Source organism: Rhizobium sp. AC27/96, from assembly GCF_001692325.1.
Lineage (GTDB): Bacteria > Pseudomonadota > Alphaproteobacteria > Rhizobiales > Rhizobiaceae > Rhizobium.
The window spans coordinates 1-24,204 of record NZ_LXKN01000041.1; the positions used below are offsets into that span (position 1 = coordinate 1).

The 24,204-nt window shown below is 56.1% G+C and carries 24 protein-coding genes; 12 read left to right on the forward strand and 12 right to left on the reverse strand.

The window, feature by feature from the left end; translation table 11 throughout:
* Positions 1 to 539: 539 nt before the first annotated feature.
* The 3 genes from A6U86_RS25055 (at position 540) to A6U86_RS25060 (ending at position 1,524) form a co-directional block, all read left to right on the forward strand.
* On the forward strand, positions 540 to 845 hold the full coding sequence (locus tag A6U86_RS25055) for a hypothetical protein (protein ID WP_141683808.1): 306 nt from the start codon (positions 540 to 542) through the stop codon (positions 843 to 845).
* A 200-nt stretch (positions 846 to 1,045) separates the two neighbouring features.
* On the forward strand, positions 1,046 to 1,261 hold the full coding sequence (locus A6U86_RS34925; protein WP_077471664.1) for a hypothetical protein: 216 nt from the start codon (positions 1,046 to 1,048) through the stop codon (positions 1,259 to 1,261).
* A gap of 68 nt (positions 1,262 to 1,329) precedes the next feature.
* Positions 1,330 to 1,524: a hypothetical protein gene (locus A6U86_RS25060; RefSeq protein ID WP_068396688.1), complete on the forward strand. Its 195-nt coding sequence runs from the start codon at positions 1,330 to 1,332 to the stop codon at positions 1,522 to 1,524.
* 97 nt (positions 1,525 to 1,621) lie between these two features.
* Here A6U86_RS25060 and A6U86_RS25065 read toward each other — a convergent pair whose 3' ends face one another.
* Together A6U86_RS25065 and A6U86_RS25070 are read right to left on the reverse strand one after the other, a co-directional pair.
* Positions 1,622 to 2,815, reverse strand: a complete 1,194-nt coding sequence (locus A6U86_RS25065) for a carboxymuconolactone decarboxylase family protein (protein ID WP_068396691.1) — start codon at positions 2,813 to 2,815, stop codon at positions 1,622 to 1,624.
* 136 nt (positions 2,816 to 2,951) lie between these two features.
* The gene (locus A6U86_RS25070; protein WP_068396694.1) at positions 2,952 to 3,692 is read right to left on the reverse strand and encodes an SDR family oxidoreductase; all 741 of its coding nucleotides are present in this window, start codon (positions 3,690 to 3,692) and stop codon (positions 2,952 to 2,954) included.
* 210 nt (positions 3,693 to 3,902) lie between these two features.
* On the opposite strand from A6U86_RS25070, the gene A6U86_RS25075 reads away from it, so the two are divergent.
* A complete protein-coding gene (locus A6U86_RS25075) occupies positions 3,903 to 4,796 on the forward strand; it encodes a LysR family transcriptional regulator (RefSeq protein ID WP_068396697.1) in 894 nt (297 codons plus the stop codon).
* 363 nt (positions 4,797 to 5,159) lie between these two features.
* Complete coding sequence (locus A6U86_RS25080) at positions 5,160 to 6,179, forward strand: alpha/beta hydrolase (protein ID WP_141683811.1); 1,020 nt, start codon at positions 5,160 to 5,162, stop codon at positions 6,177 to 6,179.
* Between the two features lie 291 nt (positions 6,180 to 6,470).
* Here A6U86_RS25080 and A6U86_RS25085 read toward each other — a convergent pair whose 3' ends face one another.
* Together A6U86_RS25085 and A6U86_RS25090 are read right to left on the reverse strand one after the other, a co-directional pair.
* On the reverse strand, positions 6,471 to 7,484 hold the full coding sequence (locus tag A6U86_RS25085) for an ABC transporter substrate-binding protein (RefSeq protein ID WP_068396704.1): 1,014 nt from the start codon (positions 7,482 to 7,484) through the stop codon (positions 6,471 to 6,473).
* Between the two features lie 141 nt (positions 7,485 to 7,625).
* The gene (locus A6U86_RS25090; RefSeq protein WP_068396752.1) at positions 7,626 to 8,219 is read right to left on the reverse strand and encodes a YqaA family protein; all 594 of its coding nucleotides are present in this window, start codon (positions 8,217 to 8,219) and stop codon (positions 7,626 to 7,628) included.
* A gap of 268 nt (positions 8,220 to 8,487) precedes the next feature.
* Between A6U86_RS25090 and A6U86_RS25095 the strand changes: the two genes are divergently transcribed.
* Positions 8,488 to 9,165, forward strand: a complete 678-nt coding sequence (locus A6U86_RS25095) for a response regulator transcription factor (RefSeq protein ID WP_068396707.1) — start codon at positions 8,488 to 8,490, stop codon at positions 9,163 to 9,165.
* Between the two features lie 67 nt (positions 9,166 to 9,232).
* A complete protein-coding gene (locus A6U86_RS25100; protein ID WP_343287083.1) occupies positions 9,233 to 10,510 on the forward strand; it encodes a HAMP domain-containing sensor histidine kinase in 1,278 nt (425 codons plus the stop codon).
* Between the two features lie 34 nt (positions 10,511 to 10,544).
* Here the strand turns inward: A6U86_RS25100 and A6U86_RS25105 are convergent, their stop codons facing one another.
* The 4 genes from A6U86_RS25105 to A6U86_RS25120 all read right to left on the reverse strand — a co-directional run bounded on the left by A6U86_RS25105 (position 10,545) and on the right by A6U86_RS25120 (position 15,227).
* On the reverse strand, positions 10,545 to 11,711 hold the full coding sequence (locus A6U86_RS25105) for a glycosyltransferase family 2 protein (RefSeq protein ID WP_068396714.1): 1,167 nt from the start codon (positions 11,709 to 11,711) through the stop codon (positions 10,545 to 10,547).
* Positions 11,712 to 11,965: 254 nt separating this feature from the next.
* A complete protein-coding gene (locus A6U86_RS25110) occupies positions 11,966 to 13,930 on the reverse strand; it encodes a glycosyltransferase family 39 protein (protein ID WP_141683809.1) in 1,965 nt (654 codons plus the stop codon).
* 204 nt (positions 13,931 to 14,134) lie between these two features.
* Complete coding sequence (locus A6U86_RS25115) at positions 14,135 to 14,740, reverse strand: dual specificity protein phosphatase family protein (RefSeq protein WP_083196991.1); 606 nt, start codon at positions 14,738 to 14,740, stop codon at positions 14,135 to 14,137.
* A 100-nt stretch (positions 14,741 to 14,840) separates the two neighbouring features.
* Positions 14,841 to 15,227, reverse strand: a complete 387-nt coding sequence (locus A6U86_RS25120) for a response regulator transcription factor (RefSeq protein WP_068396720.1) — start codon at positions 15,225 to 15,227, stop codon at positions 14,841 to 14,843.
* 225 nt (positions 15,228 to 15,452) lie between these two features.
* On the opposite strand from A6U86_RS25120, the gene A6U86_RS25125 reads away from it, so the two are divergent.
* A complete protein-coding gene (locus tag A6U86_RS25125; RefSeq protein WP_068396723.1) occupies positions 15,453 to 15,830 on the forward strand; it encodes a hypothetical protein in 378 nt (125 codons plus the stop codon).
* A gap of 206 nt (positions 15,831 to 16,036) precedes the next feature.
* On the opposite strand, the gene A6U86_RS25130 is transcribed toward A6U86_RS25125, so the two are convergent.
* Both A6U86_RS25130 and A6U86_RS25135 read right to left on the reverse strand, forming a co-directional pair.
* Positions 16,037 to 16,828, reverse strand: coding sequence for a hypothetical protein (locus A6U86_RS25130; RefSeq protein WP_068396726.1), 792 nt, complete (start codon positions 16,826 to 16,828; stop codon positions 16,037 to 16,039).
* A gap of 35 nt (positions 16,829 to 16,863) precedes the next feature.
* A complete protein-coding gene (locus A6U86_RS25135; protein ID WP_068396729.1) occupies positions 16,864 to 17,118 on the reverse strand; it encodes a hypothetical protein in 255 nt (84 codons plus the stop codon).
* A gap of 290 nt (positions 17,119 to 17,408) precedes the next feature.
* On the opposite strand from A6U86_RS25135, the gene A6U86_RS25140 reads away from it, so the two are divergent.
* From A6U86_RS25140 to A6U86_RS25150, 3 genes are all read left to right on the forward strand, one after another.
* Positions 17,409 to 17,609 (forward strand): type II toxin-antitoxin system VapB family antitoxin, encoded by a 201-nt coding sequence (locus A6U86_RS25140; protein WP_068396733.1) that lies wholly within the window; start codon positions 17,409 to 17,411, stop codon positions 17,607 to 17,609.
* The gene (locus A6U86_RS25145; RefSeq protein ID WP_068396736.1) at positions 17,606 to 17,989 is read left to right on the forward strand and encodes a type II toxin-antitoxin system VapC family toxin; all 384 of its coding nucleotides are present in this window, start codon (positions 17,606 to 17,608) and stop codon (positions 17,987 to 17,989) included. Before A6U86_RS25140 ends, A6U86_RS25145 begins: the two co-directional genes overlap by 4 nt.
* A 743-nt stretch (positions 17,990 to 18,732) precedes the next feature.
* On the forward strand, positions 18,733 to 20,595 hold the full coding sequence (locus tag A6U86_RS25150) for an ABC transporter ATP-binding protein (protein WP_068396739.1): 1,863 nt from the start codon (positions 18,733 to 18,735) through the stop codon (positions 20,593 to 20,595).
* Positions 20,596 to 20,942: 347 nt separating this feature from the next.
* On the opposite strand, the gene A6U86_RS25155 is transcribed toward A6U86_RS25150, so the two are convergent.
* Entirely contained in the window at positions 20,943 to 21,521 is a 579-nt protein-coding gene (locus A6U86_RS25155) for a hypothetical protein (RefSeq protein WP_141683810.1), read from the reverse strand.
* 159 nt (positions 21,522 to 21,680) lie between these two features.
* Complete coding sequence (locus A6U86_RS25160) at positions 21,681 to 22,352, reverse strand: 4'-phosphopantetheinyl transferase (protein WP_068396745.1); 672 nt, start codon at positions 22,350 to 22,352, stop codon at positions 21,681 to 21,683.
* 72 nt (positions 22,353 to 22,424) lie between these two features.
* On the opposite strand from A6U86_RS25160, the gene A6U86_RS25165 reads away from it, so the two are divergent.
* On the forward strand, positions 22,425 to 24,204 hold a 1,780-nt coding region (locus tag A6U86_RS25165; protein ID WP_068396749.1), incomplete at its 3' end, for a formyltransferase family protein.

Sequence of the window (24,204 nt, forward strand, 5' to 3'; positions counted from 1 at the left end):
CACCGCGTCAATCCTCATGATTCTGCTTGATGGCGCGACAATCGATGCTCGTGCCTTTCGCGATCCGACCGTGGCAACAAGGGCGTGGGATGCTGCGGAAGTTCTCATTGAGCAGGCAAACGCTCGGCGGGCGTGACAAAACAACGAATGGAACTGATTGAGCGCGAGAACCCAATCTTCGTTCTCTTGATGCAGATTGCGGAATGCGACTTCGTGAGTACTGACGGCTTTCCACTACGCACAACGACTTCAGACCTTAATGCTTTGAGGCCGTTAGATGTGCCGCACGCCGCAATGGGTTGTCTTGAACGGATTCGAATCGACGACCTACCCACTCAAGATCGGCAAGCTATTGTTTTTGCTACGGAATGACGCAGTTTTACATTTTGCGACGGCCCATGCCGATGCCTTCGGCTAGAGCTTGCTCTACTGGCACTAGACTCCTACCCTCCAATTGATACGATCAATCATCGTTGTCGATCCGTCCCATAGTCAGGGACCGCGCGATGCTATGTATCCCGCGTGAAAGGATTGGAGGAATGAGCGTGCGCCTTCCACATGCCTCAGACATGTCACAGGACACGCAACTTCGCGCTATTCTCCACCAATGGGCGAGGAAGCTAGTCGACGCCGACGCGGCTGCAGACCGTGTCGTGCAGCGAACCATCAACGTGGTTTGTGATAGCCCTGAGCTATTGGACGGCGGGCGAATGAATGAAGCGCTCTTTGCCCTTTTGCGCCGATACGCCTTCGACGAAAACGACCTGAGTATGAGCCGACAGATCAAAGGCGCGGGACAGGATGCCGGCAAGCCGTTTGGCAAACCGGGCGGCCAACCCGAATAGCCGTCGATATTAATCATCGGCGGGCTTCGCCACGAGCCCTTAGTGATCAAGACGAGTCCGAAAGGGTCGTTTTCGTTTGTGGCCTCGCTGGAGCCTTCTATCGCCCCTTCAGACCATCAGGAACGGCTGAATTTGCATGTTTGCTTGACTTCGCCTCGCCCTCAGGCACCGTGAAAGCCAAATCACAAATTGGAGGATACATGACCAGAGAGCGATTTTCCGAATGTCTTTTGCACATCCGCTGGACGCCGATCAATCTGGCGAGTGCGCTGCAATGCGATCTGTCATGGGTGGAAGCACTTGAAGCGGGGAACGTCGAAGTGCCAACCGGATTGGCGGCGTGGCTCGAAACTCTCGCGCAGTGCCACGAGGCGGCCGGTGTGCCAACAACATATCGTGGCCGGGGGCATGAGTAATACCGACGGGAGGACAAACCGTTGGCTTGGGAGTTTCAGATAGCTGATCACAAGCAGAGGGATCCGAGATGAATGACGACTTTCGCCTGAAGCTCATCAAGATCAGAAATGAAAAGATCGCCCATCGCGACGAGCTACTGGAGATGAAGATGCGAGCCGATGGTGCAAAGGGGGTAGGCGATCATATTGATATTGACGGGATGATCGCCCACGAGCAACTGGCAATAGATAATCTCAGCGATGCGATTGCGCGTCTCACCTAGAAACACTCAATCACCGCTCTATGGCAAGCACCGGAAATCAAAACATAAAACATATCCGGATCTAACCCATCTTCGGCGGAGCTTATGACCGGCGACCTCAGTTTGCTCCTCGGCCTTTATCGTAAGTCTCGGCTGAAACTTTCTCCATCCAGGTCACGCTATTGCCGTCAAGGGCTTCAGACACCGCGAAGTGGGCCATCGCTTCATTGGCCGAAGCACCATGCCAGTGCTTGACCATCGGCGGTATCCAGACGACATCCCCAGGCTCCATGGTCTCGATCGGGCCGCCTTCCTTCTGTACCCATCCACGTCCGGAAACGATGAAGAGCGTCTGTCCAAGAGGATGTGTGTGCCACGCAGTGTGAGCGCCTGCCTCGAAAGAGACCGTCGCACCACCGATGCGCGCGGCGCCATCGCCTTTGTACGCGGCTGACACCTGCACTTTTCCGGTAAATCGCTCCTGCGGCCCGCTCGCCGGCTGGCTGCCACGCTTGACGATCTTGATGTCGCCGCCGGCAGATGTCTCAGCGGGTGACGCCTGGCGCGACTCCAGGACGGCCTTCAGGGCCGGCACAGCCGACATGGCACGAGGCCAGCCTGCATAGAACCCGACCTGCGTAACCGCTTCGGCCGCTTCAGCAGGCGTCAAGCCGTTATCCAAGGCGCGGTTCGCATGGAACGCCAGCTGTTCGGGTTGACCCATCGCGACCAGAGCCGCCATCGTCGCCAAACTGCGATCTCGGGCCGACAGGTCCGGCCGCTGCCAGAGATCGCCGAACAATGCGCGGTTGGTCAGATCGGCAAGCGCCGGAGCGGTCGGTTCGACGTTGGCATCGACGGCGGCGCGGCGAGCCGTTTCGGCGGCTGCCTCCAGCTGGATGCGGGCCGCATCGCTATCCGCCACGGGTGCGATCTTCTGCTCGTCAAAGACTTTCTTCACTTCAGTCACCGCCGACATGGCATTGGGCCATCCGGAATAGAAGGCCAGATGGGTGATGACCTCGCCGATTTCCTGAGGCTTGAGACCGTTTTCGAGCGCGCGCCTTACATGATTGGCAAGGACATGTCCCTTGCCGGTCGAAATCAGCACCGAGATGGTCACCAGGCTGCGATCGCGCGGGGTCAAGTCGTTGCGTTTCCAGAATTCGCCAAACAGCACATCGTCGGTGAAGTGGCCGAGACCGGGCGCCACCTCGTAGACTGCCGGAGGTGCCACGCGTGGATTCTGCTGGGCTTCGGCACCCGTCGTTGCAAAGGCCGAAATGGCGATGCTGGCGGCAAGATTTTTCAACAGAGTTCTCCTCATTGGCAATTTGACGGCTGTTCCGAGATAAGCTGCGGCCGAACGCAGGATTAGGCCTCCAAAAGCGAAAGGGCCTATATTTCTCGTTCATAAAAGAACCGCCGGGCGCGCGGGCACCGTTCTATCAGAGCTGCTGTGCCGTGGGACGGAACAGAATCTCGTTGATATCGACATCGTCCGGCTGGCTGATCGCAAACAGCACGCAACGGGCAAAACTATCTGCAGGAATGGCATAGTTTTCGTAGAATTCCTTGATGCCCTTGGCGATATCAGGCTCGCTGATGTGGTCCGGCAGTTCCGTTCTGACAGCACCGGGCGAGATGATCGTGCTGCGAATATTGTAGGGCTTGACCTCCTGGCGCAGCCCTTCCGAAATGACGCGGACGGCGTGCTTGGTCGCGGAATAGACGACGCCGCCCGGTCGCACCTGGTGGCCGGCGACAGAGGACGTGTTGATAATATGGCCGCTCTTCTGTCTCTGCATATTCGGCAGGGCCGCGGCGATGCCGAACAGCACGCCCTTGAGATTGACGTCGATCATGCGTTCCCAGTCTTCGACCTTGAGCCGTTCGAGCGGGGAATGCGGCATCAGGCCGGCATTGTTGAGAAGCACGTCGATCCGGCCGTGGACTTCGACCGCATGATCGACGAATGCCTTAACCTGGCCCCGATCGGTAACATCGACCTGGAACACAGCCTCGTCGCCCAGTTCAAGCTCGGCCGCGAGGTCCTTGAGCCGATCGATGCGCCGCGCGCCGAGCACGACACGGGCACCTGCCTTGACGAGCTGCCGTGCCGTTTCTGCGCCGAGACCGCTGCTAGCGCCGGCAATCACGACGACCTTGTCTTTGACATTCTGAGTCATTGTCCTGTCCATTTCTAGAAGGCTGCGCACGGGTGTGCAGACCTGGTGCATGAGGAGCTCGCGACGTCAGTCTTGTTCAAAGGTTGACGTTTCGCGCGAGCCTGGTTCGCCCTCGCCGAAGAGCTGTCCGATATTCAGGGAAATTTACCGCTGGTCGATTGGTTCGACTAGATGCTAACATCCGAAAGAACCTATATTGGGAATTCATGAATGAGACGGGATGAACTGGGCGATCTGGTCGCTTTCCTGACGGTCGCGGAAGAGCGCAGCTTCACACGGGCGGCCGCCCTATTGGGCACTTCGCAATCATCCCTCAGCCATTCGGTGCGGCGCTTGGAGGACCGGATGGGCGTTCGGCTGCTCACCCGGACCACTCGCACCGTCGTGCCGACCGAGGCAGGAGAGCAGCTGGTCGAAACATTGCGACCCGCATTCAACGATATCCGCAGCCGGCTGGACGCACTTGGCGCCATGCGTCACGCGCCTGGAGGCACGATCCGCATCACCTCGATCCGGCATGCGGCGGAAACCATCCTCATGCCCGCCGTAAAGCGATTGATGCAGAGCTACCCCGATATCAACATCGAGATCTCCGTCGACAATCGCTTTGCTGATCTTGTGAACGAGCGTTTCGACGCCGGGGTCCGGCTCGGCGAGCATATCGAAAAGGACATGATCGCGCTCAAGATCGGACCGGAAATGCGTATGCTCGTCGTCGCCTCCCCGGACTATTTCGAACGAAACCCAAAGCCGGTTACCCCGCACGATCTGACGCGGCATCGCTGCATCAATCTCAGGCTGACGACGATTGGTGGCCTCTATGCCTGGGAATTCGAAAAAGATGGCAAGCCGCTGAACGTTCGCGTCGAAGGTCAGTTCGTCTGCAATGATGTCCCGATGATCATTGATGCCGCGCTGGACGGCCTGGGCCTGGCATGCCTGCCGGACGATTACCTGCTTCCGCTGATCCGTGAAGGAAAGCTGGTGGCCGTGCTTGAGGACTGGTCACCGCCCTTCCCTGGGTATCACCTCTACTACCCCAGTAGACGCCTTGCTTCACCGGCATTCTCGCTGCTGATTGATGCGCTGCGCTATCGCAAGTAATTCCATCACCTTTAATTCATGCGGGCATGAACGGGTTTCCTCCACGACGAGGCGTTCGGCTATCTCGCTATAAATTATGCGAAATCTCCGCTTGCGCGGCTATTCGTGATTCAAAAATATAAACCCTATCTCATTTAGCTCACTAATGACTAAGTCCGCGTCGACTTAAACTTCTAGCTGTCGGCCGGTTCGCCTTCCCGAGGATAGCAACCCCATCAAAGTTACCGGCGGCTCTGGCTTGGAGCCGTACCATAATGACTTCTGACGGGATGGCGCCCGGCACGACGACCGAACAAGCAAGCAAGGAGCACCGAATTGAAGATCACCAATCTGAAACCTCTCGCCCTAGCGGCGGTTGTCGCCATGGCCGCAGGCGACGTCGGCGCGGCCGACTACCGGAAAAATCCCTTCACCCTCACCTATGAAGGCGCCATCACCGAGAACGCAGCGGGCAAGGTCAATATCCACCCCGTCAAGTATACGCTGAATGGGCTGGACATCGCTGCGAACGTCTACACCCCGCCCGGCTATGACCCCGGCCAGTCCTATCCAGCAATCGTCGTGGCCCACCCTAACGGCGGCGTCAAGGAACAGACGGCCGGGCTTTACGCTCAGCGTCTGGCCGAGCAGGGCTATGTGACCATTGCGGCGGATGCCGCCTATCAGGGCGCAAGCGGCGGCGAACCGCGCAACGTCGACAAGCCGGCCAACCGCATCGAAGACATCCGCGGCATGGCCGACTATATCTCGCACTATGCCGGCGTCGACGGATCGCGGCTGGGCTTGCTCGGCATTTGCGGCGGCGGCGGATACTCGCTGGCGGCTGCAAAGACCGATAAGCGCTTTCAAGCGATCGCCACCTTGAGCATGTTCAACTCGGGCCGGGTACGCCGCAATGGCTTTGAGGACTCGCAGCTCAGCAGCATTCAGGAGCGCCTGCAACAGGCATCGGATGCCCGCGCCCAGGAGGCCAGCGGCAATATCATCTATGCCAACGCCGCGCCGCTGACCGACGAGCAGATCACCAAGCTGCCCTTCGAAATGTATCGCCAGGGCGCGGAATATTACCAGAAAACCAATGCGCATCCCGGCTCTTCCGCGCGCTACACGTTGAGCAGCCTGCTGGATCTGGCGCAATTCGACGCCACCGACCAGATCGCGTTGATCGACAAGCCCTTGCTGATGATCGCCGGCAGCAAGGCCGATAGCCTCTACATGACCGAAGACGCCTTCGCCAAGGCGACAGGGACCAGCGATAAAGAACTCTTCAAGATCGAGGGTGCGACCCACATCGAAACCTATTGGGTTCCGGAATATGTGAACTCCGCAATGAGCAAACTGACGCCGTTCTACCAGCGGACGCTTGAGGGCACGCGCGGATAATATCGCCGAACTCGAGGCCGATCAGCGATCGGCCTCTTCTTCTCCCGTTGCCACCGGCCAGTGGCCATTTTTTCAAGGATAACCCACCTGCCGCATTCCGGATTGAGCCTGATCAATGCAGCGGTCTTCCACTGGATATCAAGGCTCAGACGGTCGCTCCTAATCGAAAACACCCGAGGCTTCCGGCAGCATGATTTCCCACATGACCCCTTCAGGATTTCAAGTCATGTGGGCTTCACCGTCTTGTCCACGAATGCTCTGGCGATCAGCGCGTAGGCATCGCGTGAAGAGCTATTTAGCGCCCTTGACGAACTCCGTCGTGTAGGTCTTCGACAGGTCGATCGACTTGCCCTGGACATTCTTGGAGAACTCAGAAAGCACGGCAAGAACGGTCTTTGGGCCATCTTCCGGCATCACACCATCGGGAGTGAACATCGCCTTGCCGTTTTCGAGGGCTTTCACATAGCCTTCCTTGTCTCCAACATAGAAGTCCTTCGGCATTTTGTCGGCGATCTCGGCGGCCGAATGAGTGTTGATGAAATGCAGCGTCTTGACGAAAGCGTTCGCGAGCTTCTGTGTTTCCTGCTTGTGATCCTTGATCCAGGACTCCTGCATGTAGAGCGAAGCAGCGGGGTAGGTGCCCCCCAGAACCGCCTTCGTTCCAGCCATGGTGCGCATGTCGATGAGAACCTTGGCCTCGCCTGTCTTCAACAGGTGCGAGATTGTCGGCTCGGTGGTCATTCCGGCCTGGATGGCATCCTGTTGCAAGGCAGCGATGAAGGTCTGTCCGGCACCGACCGGCACCGAAGTAAAGTCACTGAGCTTCAAGCCGCTTTTGACTGCCAGATATTGCGTCAGGAAATTGGTTGACGAGCCGAGGCCCGTGACGCCGAGACTTTTGCGCTTAAAATCGGCGGGCGACTTGATCTCGGGATGTTTGCTGGACACCAGTTCCACCTCACCCGGTGCCTGACTGAATTGCACGACGGATTCGACGAATTTACCTTTGCCCTGCAAGTCTATGCAATGATCATAAAAGCCGACGACACCTTGAACGGCGCCGGCGAGCATCTCGTTTTCAGCATCGACGCCGGCTGGCTCATTCAGAAGTTCGACGTCGAGCCCTTGCTCCTTGAAGTAGCCGAGCGACTCGGCAAGTTTGGTGGGCAGGTAGATCTGCTTTTCATACCCGCCGACCATGATTGAAATCTTGCCCGCCGCCTGCGCTGTCGTAGCAGCAAAAGAGGCTGTGGCCAGGGCAAGAGAAAGAGCTGCCGAATATCTAAAAATGCTTGATGCACGCATGAAGTTCTCCTCTCCATTGATATAATACGCCGGTCGACCGCGACACCGCACATGCTTCCTCCCGAAGCAAGAGAGAGATGCACAGTCAACCTTTCACTGAGCTGAAAGCGATCTTGTTACTCATCGAGGCGTCGATCCATGTTAGAGTTGCCTTACTAAGCCATAGCCCAGCAACGCGACGGCAACAGCCACCGATGAGATAATGAATATGGTCGAGCGCCGCTTCTTGATGACGGTTAGTACAACTGCTCCATAGCGCTGCAGCAAAGCACCGAGCAGAAAAAACCTTGCACCTCGCGCAATTGTCGCCAAACCTATGAAGACGAGCAGATTTACATGCACCACGCCCGATAGAATTGTCACAACCTTGATGGGTGGGAAATGCGTAAATCCGGAACTCAACAGAAGCAGGGCGATCCATCGCGTGTCGACATAGGATCGCAGATGTTCAAAGGCCTCTTGCTTTCCATAGAAGGCAAGTATGGGTCGCGCAATCGCTTCATAGGCGTAAAACCCGATGAACCATCCGGCAATTCCGCCAGCGACCGATGCGATCGTTGCGACGGTGGCCAGCCTGTACGCTCGCTCAGGACGGGCCAATGCCATGGGGATGAAGAGCACATCGGCAGGGACCAAGAAGACGGAACTTTCGACGAAGGCGATTGCGGCAAGCCAGGCTTCCGCTGTTCTGCTGACACTAAGGCCGGCTGCCCACCCATAAAGTCGCTGTAGCATTTTTTCTTTCGACGTTTTCATGGTTGCAGCGAAGGCACGTCGCGGGAAATATCGCCGCCACCCGTCAGATCAGGCAGGCTGGGAACGAAACTTCGTCTTAGTGCTACAGCACTCCCCTTACGGGATCTTCGCCGGCAACTTACCGTTTCGTAAGAATGGTTTATCGCTGCAGACAGATCTTACGGATTTGTAATATGCCGTTCAGGTTGCAGCCATTTTCTTGGCGCACACATCTTGCCGACAATGCACGCGCGCAGATGAGGGGCTCATGAAGATTCTGCTGGTGGAAGACGATCTAAAAACCGCGGACTATATCGCGCGTGGGCTCAACGAGGCCGGTCATAGCTGCGAGATTATCAAAGACGGCACAGACGCGCTTTTCCAGATCACCAGGGAGCCCTACGACGTCCTCGTTGTCGATAGGATGATCCCCGGTCTGGACGGGCTCTCGTTGGTGAAGGCGGCAAGGGCTGCCAAGGTCAAGACGCCGGCTTTATTTCTGACATCGCTGAGCGGCGTCGATGACCGGGTCGAGGGCCTTGAGGCCGGCGGCGACGATTATCTCACAAAGCCATTCGCATTTTCCGAACTCATCGCTCGCCTGAATGCGCTGGCGCGCCGGCCGCCCGTCCAAGATCAGAAAACCGTTCTGAAAATCGCGGATCTGGAGCTTGATATCGCCAAGCGCAAAGTCCTGAGGCAGGGAGTTTCCATTGACCTCCAGCCTCGTGAATTTACTCTGCTGGAAGTTCTCATGCGTGGCGAAGGCCGGGTCCTGACACGAACGATGCTTCTGGAACGCGTCTGGGATTTCCATTTCGATCCGAAGACCAGTGTGGTCGAAACCCATATCAGCAGGCTCAGGGGCAAGATCGACAAACCCTTCGACGTGCCGCTTCTCCACACCGTAAGAAATACCGGATATTGCATCCATGCACCGCGGTAGGCTGTTGCGCAGCACGCCTTTCCGGCTTGCGCTTTCCTTCGGGCTCTTCTTCATCCTCGCCTTTCTCATGACCGGGCTGGCGGCTTACGGCCTGATGAAGCGCGAACTCGCAAGATCGCTCGACGTCTCGATCAGAGACACCTATTCGGTCGCGGCGTCGACTTTTTCAACGAACGACCTTGAGGATCTCGTCGCAGCCGTGTCGACCTACTCGGCCCTGAAGCGGCCCGAAGACCAGGTCTTTCTCCTGCTTGGTCCGAAGGGAGAAAAGCTTGCAGGCAATGTCAATGCAGCCCCCGTGGAACCGGGCATCTCGACCATCCCAGCGGCGCAGTTGGGTATGCAAGACGGAGATCCTGTAAGGGTCATGGCCGGCAGTATTGGCGGCAACAGGCTGATTGTCGGCCAGAGCTATCGCGAAATCGATCGGATCGAGCAAATCGCGCTGATGAGTTTCATCTGGGCCTCGGTCATCATTGTAGCAACGGTGATTTTGGGAGGAAGCGTGCTGGCTAGACGCACGCAACAGCGGCTTGATTCCATTGAACAAACGATGGTCGAAGTCTCTGCGGGCAATCTTCTGCGGCGAATCCCTATCCGCGGCAATGGCGACGATATCGATGTGGTCTCCACCCACATGAATCAGGCTCTCGCGCGCCTTTCGGGGCTTGTGGAAGGAATGAGGCAGGTTAGCGCGGATATTGCGCACGATCTGAAGACTCCGCTCAATCGCCTGGGCTTGACGATCGAGCGGTCGCTCCAGCGATTGGAAAAATCCAAAGACGTCGAAGACTTTATGTTTGATGCCAGAGACGAGATTGCCAGGATCAATGCTACCTTCGAGGCTCTGCTTCGGATTTCGCAGATCGAGGCTGGCGCGCGGAAGACGCGTTTCAAAGCGGTGAGCCTCTGGGACATCATGAGCTCCGTCGCAGAGATCTACACCGATGTCGCCGATGATAACTTGCAGACCATGAAACTAGCCCGCGTCGACGGCGATGCTTGTATCATCAATGGCGACAGGGAATTGCTCACACAGCTCTTTGTCAATCTCGTCGAAAACGCGATAACCCATTGCCCCCGCGACACCACGATTATCTTGTCGCTCTCACATGACGCAGATATCTATCGCGCAAGCGTCAGCGACAACGGAAGCGGCATACCCGAAGGCGAACGCGAGTTGGTGTTCCGGCGGCTCTACCGGCTCGACAAAAGCCGAACGACCCCCGGCAGTGGGCTGGGCCTCAGTCTTGTCAAGGCGATTGCCGATCTTCATGCGGCGAGTATCGCGCTTGAGGACAATCATCCTGGGCTGCGGGTTGCACTGAATTTTCCAAAAGCTTGAGCCGCTTGTCTCATGTTTCGGCCGTTCTCACGGCTCAACCTGCGCGTCTCCATGTAATCATGGAACTGGTGATGTAGTTCCAACCTGCGCCGATGACGGCGCCAGCCAGACCCGCAAGCCACCATTGCGGCTCCTGGCTGTAAAATAGCGACGACACGCCGGTCCCCGCGAGAACTCCGATGCTGCAGAATGCGGAAAACAACAGCAGGCCCGTTGCGAAGCGCACGCCGCGACGACGGCGATCTCTATATGTCAAAGCATTGTTGAATGTGTAGTTCGAGACGACTGCGGCCAACATTGCGGCGGCCTGGCTGACCGGAAATGCCAACCCTCCCAGCAGGAACAACCGCAGCATGGTCAAATGAACGACAACACCGCTCAGGCCGACCATGCCGAACAGCAGCATTCTGGAGGAGACGATGTCACCAGACCATTTTGCGACGAGGAGCCCGATATATTCGAATATCACCGAGGCATCCAGCTTGCTCTCGCCGTGAATCCTCGGCCGAAACACATATGAAACCTCCCCGATGTTCAGGGGTACCGGCGATGAAGCGAGAATATCCAGCAGGATCTTGAAGCCCTGCTGCGATAGCTTCGGAGCAAGCTCGTCGATCAGCGTTCGCCTGACCATGAAAAACCCGCTCATCGGATCGGACGTTTCTATATTCAGCAGGCGCTTTGCAATTCGGATGGCCACCTGGCTACCAGCTTGACGAATACGATTGAAACCTTCCTCCGACGACCCTTCTCCACCATATCTCGTTGCAACGACGAGATCGCTGTGATTGCGACGCATCATCGAGAGCATGGCTGCCAATCGTGTTTCATCATGCTGCAGATCGGCATCCATGACGGCAACGATGGGAGCGGATGTCGAGAGAATACCCTCAAGACAAGCGCCGGCCAGGCCACGTCGATGGATCCGCCGTATCCCGCGGATGCGGCGATCACCAACGGAAAGGCTTCGCACCACCTCGACGGTCTTGTCGCTTGAATCATCGTCAACGAAAATGACCTCCCAGGCGATACCGACAAGGGCAGCCCGAAGCCGCTCGATCAGCGGCACGATATTCTCGCGTTCGTTGAAGGTGGGTATGACGATGGATAGCTCGATGCCGTCCTGCCGAGGACTCTCGCTCTGGGTCGGCGTCAAAGCCTCGGGCCATACTCCGAGAGGAGCCAAAAGAGAAGAATTCATGTGCCTCTGAGAGTCCATGGAAGGAAGGGCGAGTGGCATCGACGAATTTGCAAAGGCTCAAGTCGAATGCATGCAATCGCCTTCGCGCCCATGAACTCAACGTCCCTCTACGAACCTTCGCCGCTCATTAACTCGCCATGACGCGAGCGACTTCGATATGGTGAATATGCCATGCTCACCTGACAATACTCTGAATTTGCGTGGAAATTCGACCTCAACCAGTTTACCGCACATGTAGCCGGCGCAGAAAATCTCTAGCCGCCAGACGATGAGCGACATTGCATTCCCATGCTCCCGCAGCTGCCGAGATCATAGCCAATGCGGTAATAGAAGCTTCCGACGACGGTGCCGTTCTTTCTCACAATCTGTTCTTGAATATCGGTGAGGCGCGAGAAGTATTGAGGGATATCATCTTGCTCCAATTCGTTTCGCTTTACGGAAACGAGCACTGCCGTATTTCCTTTTACGGTTTCGGTGGGGTGCCAGATGTCGTACATCAAGCTGCTACCGCCGATTGGGCTCAGCCCCACCGAATTGTCTCGATTTCCCTGCGGCTGGCGCGCATAGAAGGCCATTTCGCTTGCAAGGAAGTATTTATCGGTTCCGATCAGCACCACGGGAGCCGTGCTCTCGTTGGCCACCGCCGCCTCAATCGCGCCGACCGCTTGGCCGAACTCGCTCCACGCGACTGGCAATGTACGAATGTTGTTGATGTAGCCGACCCCTGGGAAACCCAGAACCACATAGTGAAACAGCACCGCATAGACTGCGGTTGCAATGCCGATCGTCGGTATCCATGCGCGCCTCAGACGGCTGCCGGACAATTGCGTTCCGCCCACGGTGCCAACGAGTGTGGAGGCGACAAAGGGTAGGACCGCGAGCCATAAAGGACCCGTCCAGTTCGGCTTGCTTTCGTGGAAGAGGCTGAAGAGTATGAATACGCTGAGTGGAACGAGTGTGAAGAGGAGAAGGAAGAGCCCTCTGGATGCGCCGGTTCGAGACAGGACGGCAGACATATTCGCCTTCAGGCAAACGATCGCAGCAATCAGCCCTGTGGGAGTCAGGAGGACGACTACGCTTATGATCAACGACGGCAGCGTGAACTGAAACGCGCCACTTACACGCCTGCTTCCCTGGAACGCGAAGGACATCCATTGATGCGCCGCATTCCAATAGATAACAGGAGAAAACAGCAAGGCGGCCACAGCAGCTGCGAGATACGGCTCTCTTCGATAAAGCCAGCGACGCGCTCCCGGTTCAATAAGGATGAAAAGCAATGCTGCTGGACCGAGCAGCAATATCGTATACTTCGACAGCAAGCCTATACCAAGCGACATACCCGCTCCCAACCAGGCAAGTCGCTTTTCTCCAAGCAGAGCTCGTTCGAGAAAAAATAATGTGGCTGCCCATGCGGCGGTCAACGGAGCATCCGGCATCATTAGAAAACCGGTCGAAAAATAGAACGGCACAGCGGCGACCAGCACGACGCAGACGATCGCGGTGACTTTATCGAACAGATTTTGTGTGAGATAGAAGGAAAAAATCGCAGTTAATAACCAGCAGCAATAAGCACCGATACGAACACCAAATTCATTATCTCCAAAAAGATAAGTTCCCAACCAGATCATCCACGCGACCATCGGTGGGTGATCGAGATAACCGATATCCAGATGCTGAGAATAGTTCCAATAATAGGCCTCTTCAGGAAGGAGATTAGCGGAACCAAGAAATATAAGACGAAGCGCAAGAAGATAGATGATAATGCCTGCAGCCGCCAAATATTTCCGCTTCTCAATAGAGATTGTCGGCCACAGGAAAACCGCATCCGCCAGCAAACCAATGGCGGCACCTGCGAATACGGTAATTGCGGCGGAAAAGATAATAGGAAAGCCGAGAGTTGTCATTGCGGCAACCAGGATTCCACCCCTCAGGCCAAGCATCAAAATTCTGATAAAGAGGAAAATTATCAATTGCTCAAAACGAGAGCTGCCTCTGGCATCACTATCAATTTTTGCCGGGATTCCGCCAGTTCCGATACACACCAGATACAAGATGGAGCCGCAAGCAAAGCTCAAAACGTGAGCCTTCATCGGATCGATTCCAACTCGGATCGACATCAAGAGAATAATATAATCGAGAAGCGCGCAAATCATGCCGACAACGAATAGGCGCATGATAGCGTGCTTGTGTGTGGCCGCCAAAGCCTGAACCTGTTGCACGATAATATCCGATCTCAAGTTTTTCTTTTATTCGCCGTCGGCCGGTGCATATCGGTGAGATCTCAGGCTGGCACTCCGCCGGGGCGAGGCCTGATCAAGAACAGCCTGCATTATTTGACAATCATCCTGGCGAAGGTCAGCACACGGTGATCAGCATCCTACTGGACGGGCGCTCTTTCATGACGCGCCACTTAACGCTCGCCGCTATTGTACGCTGGCACCATTGACGAGCTCGGCCTCCGCTTGTCTCTCGTCCTGAGCCTCGATGTTCTGCCAGCTCCTATCCATGGCATAGGCGGCTGAGACCATGGGAATGCCGACATGTCCATAATAGAAGGACAACTGACCTTCGGCGCGGGCATCATCCAGTCCGGCAACTTTCCTTACATAAAGTGCGGAAGCCAATCCGCTGCGATCAGAACCCGAGAGACAGTGAATGAGGATGGGTTTCGGGGCCGAAGCCATCAGCTCGACGAGGCGCTGCGCCTTTTCGGGTGAAACAGCCTTCGTGGCCGACATGCTAAAATCAATGTGACTTACACCCAGGCTCTTAGCCGTCGCGACTTCGTCATCATACCAAGCCTTGCCTGGATGGGTCCCGCGCAGATTAATGACAGTCTTGATTCCATTTCTCTGTATATAGAACGCAAGTTCCTCGGGCGTTGGCTGCGCCGAGCGGTAAATTTGGCCGTCAATCACCGAATGGAAGTTCCCCGTCACCTGGAGGAAACCAGCATAGGCTGCGCAACTCCCGCCGAGAATTCCGATGGCGCCGAGTGCAGCCAGAACCATCTTGCGAAATATAGTCATCGATCTTCAGCCGTTTCTTCTGTGATGCTGGCATGACATGCAGGAAGAGCCTGACAGACGCCTGAACACTGGCTGTGCAAGGATGAGAAATCGCAGATGTCTACGGCCGGGACGGACTTAGAGCGGGCACGCGGCTTGGCTCCAAGCCGGCCAGCAGGCCGATCCGATGTGTCAATTTCTCCAGACGAAAAGGCTTTATCAGATAGTCAGCAGCCCCCAACCGCTTCGCTTCAAGCCGATCTGACAATTGGTCGAAGGCCGACATGATGATGGTCGGGCACCGAGCCAGTCCGCGACGCAACAGGTCGAACCCGTCGCCGTCCGGAAGCCGCCGATCAAGGCAAATGATATCGAAGGACATGCGGCATAGGATATCCGCGCCAAGCCGATAGCCCGTCACCCAGATCACGTCCCATCCCATCGACGACAGGTGCTCCTGAAGAGCTCCGCCTAACAGAATATTGTCTTCCACAAGCAGTATCCGCAACCCAGATCTCCCTTCGTGCGGACAGCAATGCTCCAGTTTACTGACAGGCAGATGAATCCTTGTCCCGGCCACTTTATCGGTCATGCCCGTCAACCATCGGACGGACGCTCGAGGTGTCATGCGCTGACCTTACGAAACCGTATAGCTCAGGCAAAAGCAGGGTAATCAACAGTCGCCAGTCTTCGCCGCGGCGCAACCCTCGCGCCAGATGTTGGAGACACCCTCATGAAGAAGACGTTTATCATCATTTCCCTGGCTTTTGCCCCCACCCTCGCATCGCTCGTGTCGGCCACACCTGTCGTTGCGGCGACCTCACAAGCACTCGGCGACCTCTCGCGCTTCAAGACAATCGCCAACGACACACTCACTCTTGTGGAGTCCGGCGACATGGTCGCCGCTCAGAAACGCATCACCGATTTTGAGACTGAATGGGATGCGGCGCAATCACGGCTTTATCCGCTCAATCATGAAGAATGGGGCGCAATAGATACGGCAGCGGATGGCGCGATTTCTTCGCTTCGCGCAAAAAAGCCATCCCCCGACAATGCCAAGCTCGCACTCAAGACGCTGATCAAGGTCATGCAGAATCCGTCGATGAAGTAGGTAATCAATATCTCGACGAGCCTGCAAACCTGATGATTTTGCTCACTCGCGTTTGCAGGCCCGGTTGAAAACAAAATGGCCGACCAGAAATCCTGGTCGGCCATTTTGCATGTTGGGTGTTCATCTGAACATCGAAGACGGATAGCTTAAACGACGCCGAGCCCGCGCTGACATTCCGCGAACACCAGTCTACCCGGAATTTGCGGTCATTCCCCACCGAGGATCAAGGCATCGTCTTTGTCAAATCGGCGACTGATCGTCATGTAGACAACGAGCAGGACAATGGCACCAAGAAAGAGAAGGCTGGTGATCGTGGTGCCGAACCCTAACCCTCCGTACTCGCTGGGTTGCGAAAGCAGATCGCCAAAGGATGCGCCAAGCGGGCGGGTAAAGATATAGGCCAGCCAAAAGGCGAGAATGCCATTGAGCTTGAAAAGGTAATAGGCCAGCGCAACGAGGGCGATAATCCCGCCGAAGATATAGCCTGTGGTCAAATAGCCGAGATCGAACCGTTCCGCCACAAGATCGCCTGAGGACGTCCCGAGTGCGAAGGTAAAGAGGATCGCAAACCAATAGAAGATTTCACGTCGTGTCGTGAAGATCGTATGGATCGATAGCGTCTTTTCGCTCGCGTACCAAGCTCCGAACGTGAGTGCGAGAGCGATGCTGAAGGCGATCGTTGTCGTCGCAAGCGCGACCCCGAAATTATCGACGAGATTGTCGCTGACCAATGTGCCAACGACGCTGATCATGACCACGGCAAGCCAATAGGCCCAGGGCACGTATTCCTTCTGCGCGAATTGCAGAATGAGTGCGACCGCCAGCACCCCACACATTATGGCCGATGTCATCGGCAGGCCAAGGCCGAGGTTGACCGCCAGATAATCGGCAGCCGTTTCACCCATGGTCACCGCCAGGAGCTTGATGATCCAAAAATCGACGGTCACATCGGGAACGCGATTGGGTGTCGGCGCAATTGGCGTTGTTGATGAAGGCATAGTCTCCTCCTTCTTTCACGAGGATCGCGCGAATGTCACTTGCCCAGGATCTTCATCGCCTGGCTGAAGAATTCGTCGGCGCGCTTGTCGTCGTCGGCATTGCAACGCTCGACACCCTTTGCTTCGAGTTCAGAAATCTTGGCTTTGTCGGTATCGCTTGGCTTGGCGGAGGCTTCGGCCGCGCGTAACTCTTTCAACACTTCCTCGCACGGCACGTTCGCAGCCTGCGCCGCGCCTGCGGAATAGATGCCTACTGCAAGCACAATCATTGGCAAGAAAAGGTTCTTCATCGGAGATGTCCTATAGCTCGATAGTTATCAGAGGCCCTCAATCTCGGGCCTTGCCAGAGCTAAGCTCTAATTCTCGCCAGCACCTGTCCGACGGTTTACAGTTTTGTAAAGTAAGATGGGCTGTGGAATGCTGGATCGTCGCGTTCGATTTAAGATCCACTAGCCTTGAACCAATTCGAATATGGGCCAAACATTTTTCAGTGTTGCACGACGTCTATGGAGATAGAAACCGAGCGTAGCTTTCTTCACCAAATGGTGCTATTCTGTGCACCTAAAAAAGGAAGCACTCGATGCGATCAACCATCAATCTCGACGATGCACTCATTGACAGGGCGCGAGCGTTGACCGGCACCAAGGAAACCGCAGCGCTCGTCCGCCAGGCCTTGGAGACCCTTGTTCGTGTGGAGTCCGGAAAGCGCCTTATCGCGCTTGGGGGAACAATGCCGGATGCCGAAGCAGCTCCGCGTCGCCGGAGCGCGGTAGTTAAGTGATACTGGCAGACACCTCGATCTGGATTGATCATTTCCGGCATCACGATGTTGAGCTACGTAGGATTATTGAAGATGATCGACTACTTTGCCATCCAAACGTGATCGGCGAGCTCGCTCTTGGCAGTCTTCGGGATCGAAGCAGTGTAATGGCTTTTTTGGCGGCTCAGCGCGGAATTGTTGTCGCCACGCACGACGAAGTCATGACTATGATCGACCGATATGGAATTTTCAGCATGGGCATTGGCTATACAGATGCCCACTTGCTGGCGTCGGTTCTCCTTGAACGAAGAGCAGCCTTATGGACCAGAGACAGGCGACTGAGGATGGCGGCCGAAAAGGCAGGAGCATCATTGTACATGCCGGTCGATGAACCCCACTAAAGGCTAGGGATATACACCCAACGGACTTCAGATAGGTTTTTGCAAATCCTTGGTCTTGAAAGGATCAGAACCTTTGATGGGTTGCGCATACAGAAGTCATTGACGGAGTGGCACTCACTGTCGAGTTGAGCAGCGATTTGGCCCATTTTTCCGTTTCGCGCTAACCTGGCTATTTTTTTGCATAGCCTTGAGAGATTTCGCAAATCAGACCGTACTTTGGATAATATCGAAATGCAAAAAAGGGCGCAAATTGGGATGAAAATCAACATACCTAGCTTCTGAATATCTAAACAGCGCGATCATCGTCTACTCGGCCAGCAATGTATCCTTGCGGTGTTCGACTCATCTTCGGATCTTCCACTTGCAAGCGCTGATTTTCAGCAACTTCATCTAGACTTGAGGTCAGGCGGTTTCTTGACATCTGCATGGCTCTGCCTTTATTCCAAACGGACCACCGATTCGCTTGTGAGGCGTTGCTTGAAAAAGCACTGAACTCGTCGACGGGGGAGATAACGCGACATACAGCATTTTCCAATCGACAGATGATAGGTTCAGTCTGTCGCCTTCATGGATATGCCAGAATCTACGGGACCATCGCCGGCGGTATTGCATCGGGTGATATCAAAAATGCCGGCATAGGCGGGTGTGCCACTCCGCCGCTCCATAAAGGTGTACGTCGTCCGGCGGCACCATAAGTCAGATCGAACGGTTTCCGCCGAAACCTCCCTCCCGGAGTCCCTGCAATGGCTTCCTCCCTGTTCCGGTATCTCGAGAGCCGCATAGACGTCTTTGCCTCGTTCGACGAGCATGAGACGCCGCCGACGGGCGTGTGGCGTTTTATGTGGCACCATCTCAAGGCGGTGAAGGGGTGGCTGGCCGCTATTATGGTGATCGAACTGGCTTTCAGCGGCGTAGAGGCGGCGATTTATCTGATGGTCGGCTGGTTCGTCGACCTTCTGAACAAACACTCGCCAGCGACGATCTTCCATGATTACGGCTGGTTGCTAGCCGGTGCGGCCTTTGTTGTTCTGGTGGTCAGGCCAATCCTGTTCTTCATGGTACAGGTCGTGACCAATCAGATCGTGGTGCCATCGTTGACCAACCAGATCCGCTGGCGCAACCATATCTACACGCTTGGCCATTCGCTAAGCTATTTTCAGAACGATTTCGCCGGACGCCTCTCTGCACGCGTCATCCAGGCTGGCCAGTCGATCCGCTCGGCCATCGTCGCGGTGATCGGCGACCTATGGTATGCACTGATCTTCACGTGCGTCACCATCGGCTTCTTCGGTTCGGTGAATGTTTGGCTCATGCTGCCGGTGATCTTCTGGCTCGGGGCCTATGCAGCCCTGCTTAGCCAATTTGTGCCACGCGCGCTGAGACTATCCGAGGCCAATTCGCTCGGTCGTTCCTCGACCACCGGGCGAATCGTCGATTCCTACACCAACATCCTTACCGTGAAGCTGTTCGCCCGCGGCGATCTCGAACGTTCGGCCGTTCGGGACTCGCTCAGCCGCTGGAATGATACCTTTCTCGACCTGATGCGCCTGATCTTAGGTGCCAGCCTGGTGCTGCAGATTCTGAACAGCGTCCTGATCGTCGTGACGGCGGGCCTGACGTTATATCTGTGGAGCCACGGCAACATGACTGCGGGTGACGGCGCAGCCGCGATCACGCTGGTACTGCGCCTCATCCAGATGTCGGGCTGGCTGATGCATCTAGTGCGCGACGTCTTTGACAATATCGGCACGGTGCAGGAGAGCATGCTCACTATCGCCAAGCCGCACGGCCTGGTCGACAATCCCGATGCTGCCACACTCACTGTACCGAACGGAGAGGTCGTCTTCGAACATGTGCACTTCAGCTATGTCGGGGACAGGCCCATATTCGGCGATCTGTCCTTGACCATCCGGCCCGGTGAAAAGATCGGAATCCTCGGCCCCTCGGGCGCCGGCAAATCGACACTCGTCAATCTGCTTTTGCGTCTCCACCCCATTCAGGGCGGCCGCATCCTGATTGACGGCCAAGACATCACCCATGTCACCCAGGACAGCCTGCGTCGGCAGATCGGCGTTGTAACACAGGACAACTCCCTCCTGCATCGTTCCATTCACGACAACATCGCCTATGGCCGCATGGCGGCCGACCGTGGGGCCATCGAAGATGCTGCCCGTCAGGCCGCCGCCCACGAATTCATCCTCGGCCTCGGTGACCAAGATGGACGCGCCGGCTACGATTCCCGGGTGGGGGAGCGCGGCGTCAAACTCTCCGGTGGCCAGCGCCAACGTATCGCCATCGCCCGCGTGCTGTTGAAGGATGCGCCGATCCTGGTCTTGGATGAGGCAACGTCAGCACTCGATTCAGAGGTCGAAGCGGTCATCCAGAGCCAACTCAAGCAACTGATGCAGCATAAGACCGTCCTTGCCATTGCGCACCGTCTCTCCACCATCGCCGAGCTCGACCGGCTGATCGTGCTTGACGAGGGCCGTATCGTCGAAGAAGGCCGGCATGAGGAGCTCATCGCCAGGGGCGGACTTTATGCGCGGCTGTGGAGCCGGCAATCAGGTGGGTTCCTGACGCCACAGGACAGTGCGGCGGCACAGTAGAACGGCTTGTCGAGCAGGCCCGAATTTGGCCCATCGCTGACTACGTCGAGAATACTGATATTATTATGCAATTGCGCGCCAAAGCGGGGTCCCGTCCGGGGCCGGGATTGGCTGCAACAGGGTCAGCAAAGCATCGTAGTTTTGCAACGACTTCGCGGCAGCCAGATATTATGCAGTTTGATCGAATTCTGCTCCAACTTCTCCTGGCCAAAGCCTTAAATAGAGATGATCTTGGGGCTTCGCTCGGCAATCAGCTGTTTTACTCCATCGTCTGGTTTCGACTCCGCCGCTGGCGTCGAACAAGGGGATTCCGATAAAGGATCGTTCAGCGTGCACACCCTGTCGTGTCAGGGCGTTCCTTCATTTTTTTGTTCAGTCCTGGTGGCATCGAGCAAGGCCAGCGCCGCCTTATCTTCAGCCTCGTCTTCGAGGGTAATCTGAAGGAACCCCTTCCAAAGGCTGTCTTGTCGGCGATGTGAAAAGAGGTTGAGCCAATAACCGAGATCGTTGACCAACACGTCCGGTGCGCCGTTGAGATCGACGGGCATAAAGTCAACGCTGTGGGTCATCCTTACTTGCGCACGGTCAAACACATGGCCGTTGGCTTGCATCAGATCCGCCAGCATTTTCTCATCATCGACCCCGGGTGGTCGAAATAGAAACCCGACGGTATCGAGGTCTTTTGGTTCCTTGTCTTCGACGAAGCTACCGACGAGCCATTGAAACCCGCGATCAAAGCCGATCGCGCGCAACGCCGCCCGATGATCGAACCAACCTTTCAGAATGTTTTGGCGTGTCGGGCTCGTTCCAAGCATCCTTACGACTTCGACAGCGGTGGTCCGGTAGGGCGAAAGCCATTCGGGTGGCCCCGTGCGGCCAATAAAGGGCGGTAGAACGCCGTCTGAGTTAAACGATGGGATCGGCATGGATCTGTGTTTCGCAGCCTCGAATCTTCGTTGCTTGTGCTGAGTTCAAGCGGAAATGCTTGAGCGGATATGTCGTTTGATTTGCTGCTCCTATCCGATTTGCCACGACGGCGCATTCAGACTCCACCAACACATTTACCGGCCTGCTTCATTTCGAAGTCAATCGCCCACTAGCGTTGCGGTTGTGAAGATTAACGCGTGCGTTAGCAAAAAGCTACCCTTGACCGAACGCAGCAGCGGCTCGATTTCACGATGGCGCGGCGCGCGAGCGACCACAAAGGTTTTCAACGATGCATCGAGTTCAAGCTCGATATCCTGAAAATCGAGAAAGGTCTTGGTAAGCGGATACTGGCACTTGTAAACCGCCTCCTTTGCACAGAAGATCATCTTACCTATTCGTCCGCGCTCCGATGTCGAGCGCGAGCTGACAAAGTTACGCTCACCCGCTGTGCAGATCATAGTTTCAAGCTCCTGGTCGAGTGGCACATCAATTTCCACGTCGATTCCAAAGCCGTGAATATGTGGTGCGGCCGTCACGGCCGCCACGCATAGATCCTGACAATGCGAGAGACTGCCGACGATCCCCTTGGGCCAGCGCGGTGAACGGTCGGCGTAAGGCACAAGCGAGGCATCCTGCACACCCAGCGCGGCAAGCGCGCGCCGGGCGCAAACACGCGCCGTGCCAAATTCCTCCCGACGCCGTCGGATCGCACCTGCGATGTAAGTGCGCTCTTCCGGAAACAACTGGTCATCCACTGGTGCCGGTGCGGAGACGGCGACCGCAAAAGCCTGGCCTAACCAGGATTGTAGAATTGATGCGTCGGCTATCATCAGTGGACAACTCTATGGGGCAAAGATTGCAATTGCGGATTACGAACGATTGCATATTGTGACATCCGGAGGATGCAAACAATTCGGGAGGAGACCATCAAACCTAACAAGGGTACTCATGACACCTGCGTAATCGTAGGCAGCGGATCGTTTGCGATCCATTGTGCGTTGCGCCTTCGCGCTGAAGGATATGTGATTCGAGCTGTCCTGGCTTGTGACCAGCTTTTCGCGAATTGGGCCAAGAGTGAAAATGTCCAACTCCTGGATTCGATTCCAGAGCTGGATCAATTCCTGTCTCTTACAGGAGTGAGTTGGCTTTTCTCAATCGTCAATCCGCAAATCCTGCCCGATTCATTGCTGGCGCGTGTGTCAGCCGGCGCAATTAATTATCATGATAGTCCGTTGCCGCGTTATTCCGGCCGCCATGCGACATCATGGGCGATAACGGCCGGAGAGATGCAACATGGTGTTACCTGGCATCGGATGCTTGGCGCCGTCGATGCGGGTGACATCCTAGTCCAGCGCCACTTTACCGTTGCAGATGATGAAACCGCGCTTAGCTTGAACCTCAGATGCTATCAGGAGGCCGAGCAAGGATTCGATATTCTACTCTCCGGACTGGACACCGGGGAGCTTATAGCCAGTTCTCAAAATCCCCAAGACCGGATGTTTTCCTCACGTTACAGACGGCCGGAGGCGGCTGGATTTTTTCGATGGGATCGCTCGGCGCAAAACGCCTCCAGATTGGTCCGGGCCATGACTTTTGGCGCCGGACGCGTGAACCCTTTGACATGCGCGAAGATTTACCACTCCCGATTCGCCATTGGTGTGGGCAAGCTTGATGTGCAGGCGCAAAGATCCGGAGCCTTGCCGGGCACTTTACTGGCTATTGCCGCGAACGGCTGGCGGATTTCGACAGATGACGAGGATGTCATAGTCAGCAAGCTGGCGAAAGTCGGTAGCGCCGAAGCGGACCCAGGCGCTTTGGCATGCGAGCTTTGCGTCAAGGTAGGCGACATCCTGCCTATTCTGAGCGATGCCGAATGCAATATCTTGCGGGAAACACATCAAGTCCTGGCAGTTTGGGAAGAATTCTGGCTGGAGCGCCTGGAGCGTTTCACGTCGCCTCGACTGCCGTTCCAACGAGAGAGCGATCTGCATGAAGATGCCCGCATGGAGGCTTCGGCGTGGCAAGGTTGCGCGACTTTGGACAAGGTTGTCCCGAGTGCGCGGATTGATCATCTCGTGGGAAGCCTGGCGATTTATCTTGCACGTGTCTGCATGGCGCCGGCACTCCAGATCGGCTGGGATGCGGGTATACGCACACCACTGCTTTCTGCCGCGCTAGTGCGCCTCGTTCCTATGGAGCTGGAGATCGGACTTGATCTGAGCTTCGACGAGATCACTGCTGCAATTCATGCTGAGCGGAAAACGCTGGCCGAAAAGGGCGGTTACCCCCTCGACCTGGTGAACCGTTATCCGCAGTTGGGCACGAACCAATCCCTGCGCGGTGCTCGTCCCTGGTCCGTGGCGATCAGCCTGACTGTTGGGCAAGAAGGTGACGAACAGGGTGATTTTGGCGCCACGGATGCGCTTGGCGGATGTTTGACCTTGCAGATCCGAGAACGGGATGGAGCCGTTCGATGGATCTACGATGCGGCCGTTCTTGATATCGGTCAGGTCGAACGGATGACGGGTCACTTGTTCGCGCTCGCCAGCGCCGGATGCAATCCCGAACATAAATCACTGCCCGTCGGCCGGATTGATTTGCTTGGCGTTCAGGAGCGTCATCTCCTGCTTGAGGACTGGAATGACACGGCCACCGCCTTTGCTGAGGACGCCTGCATCCATG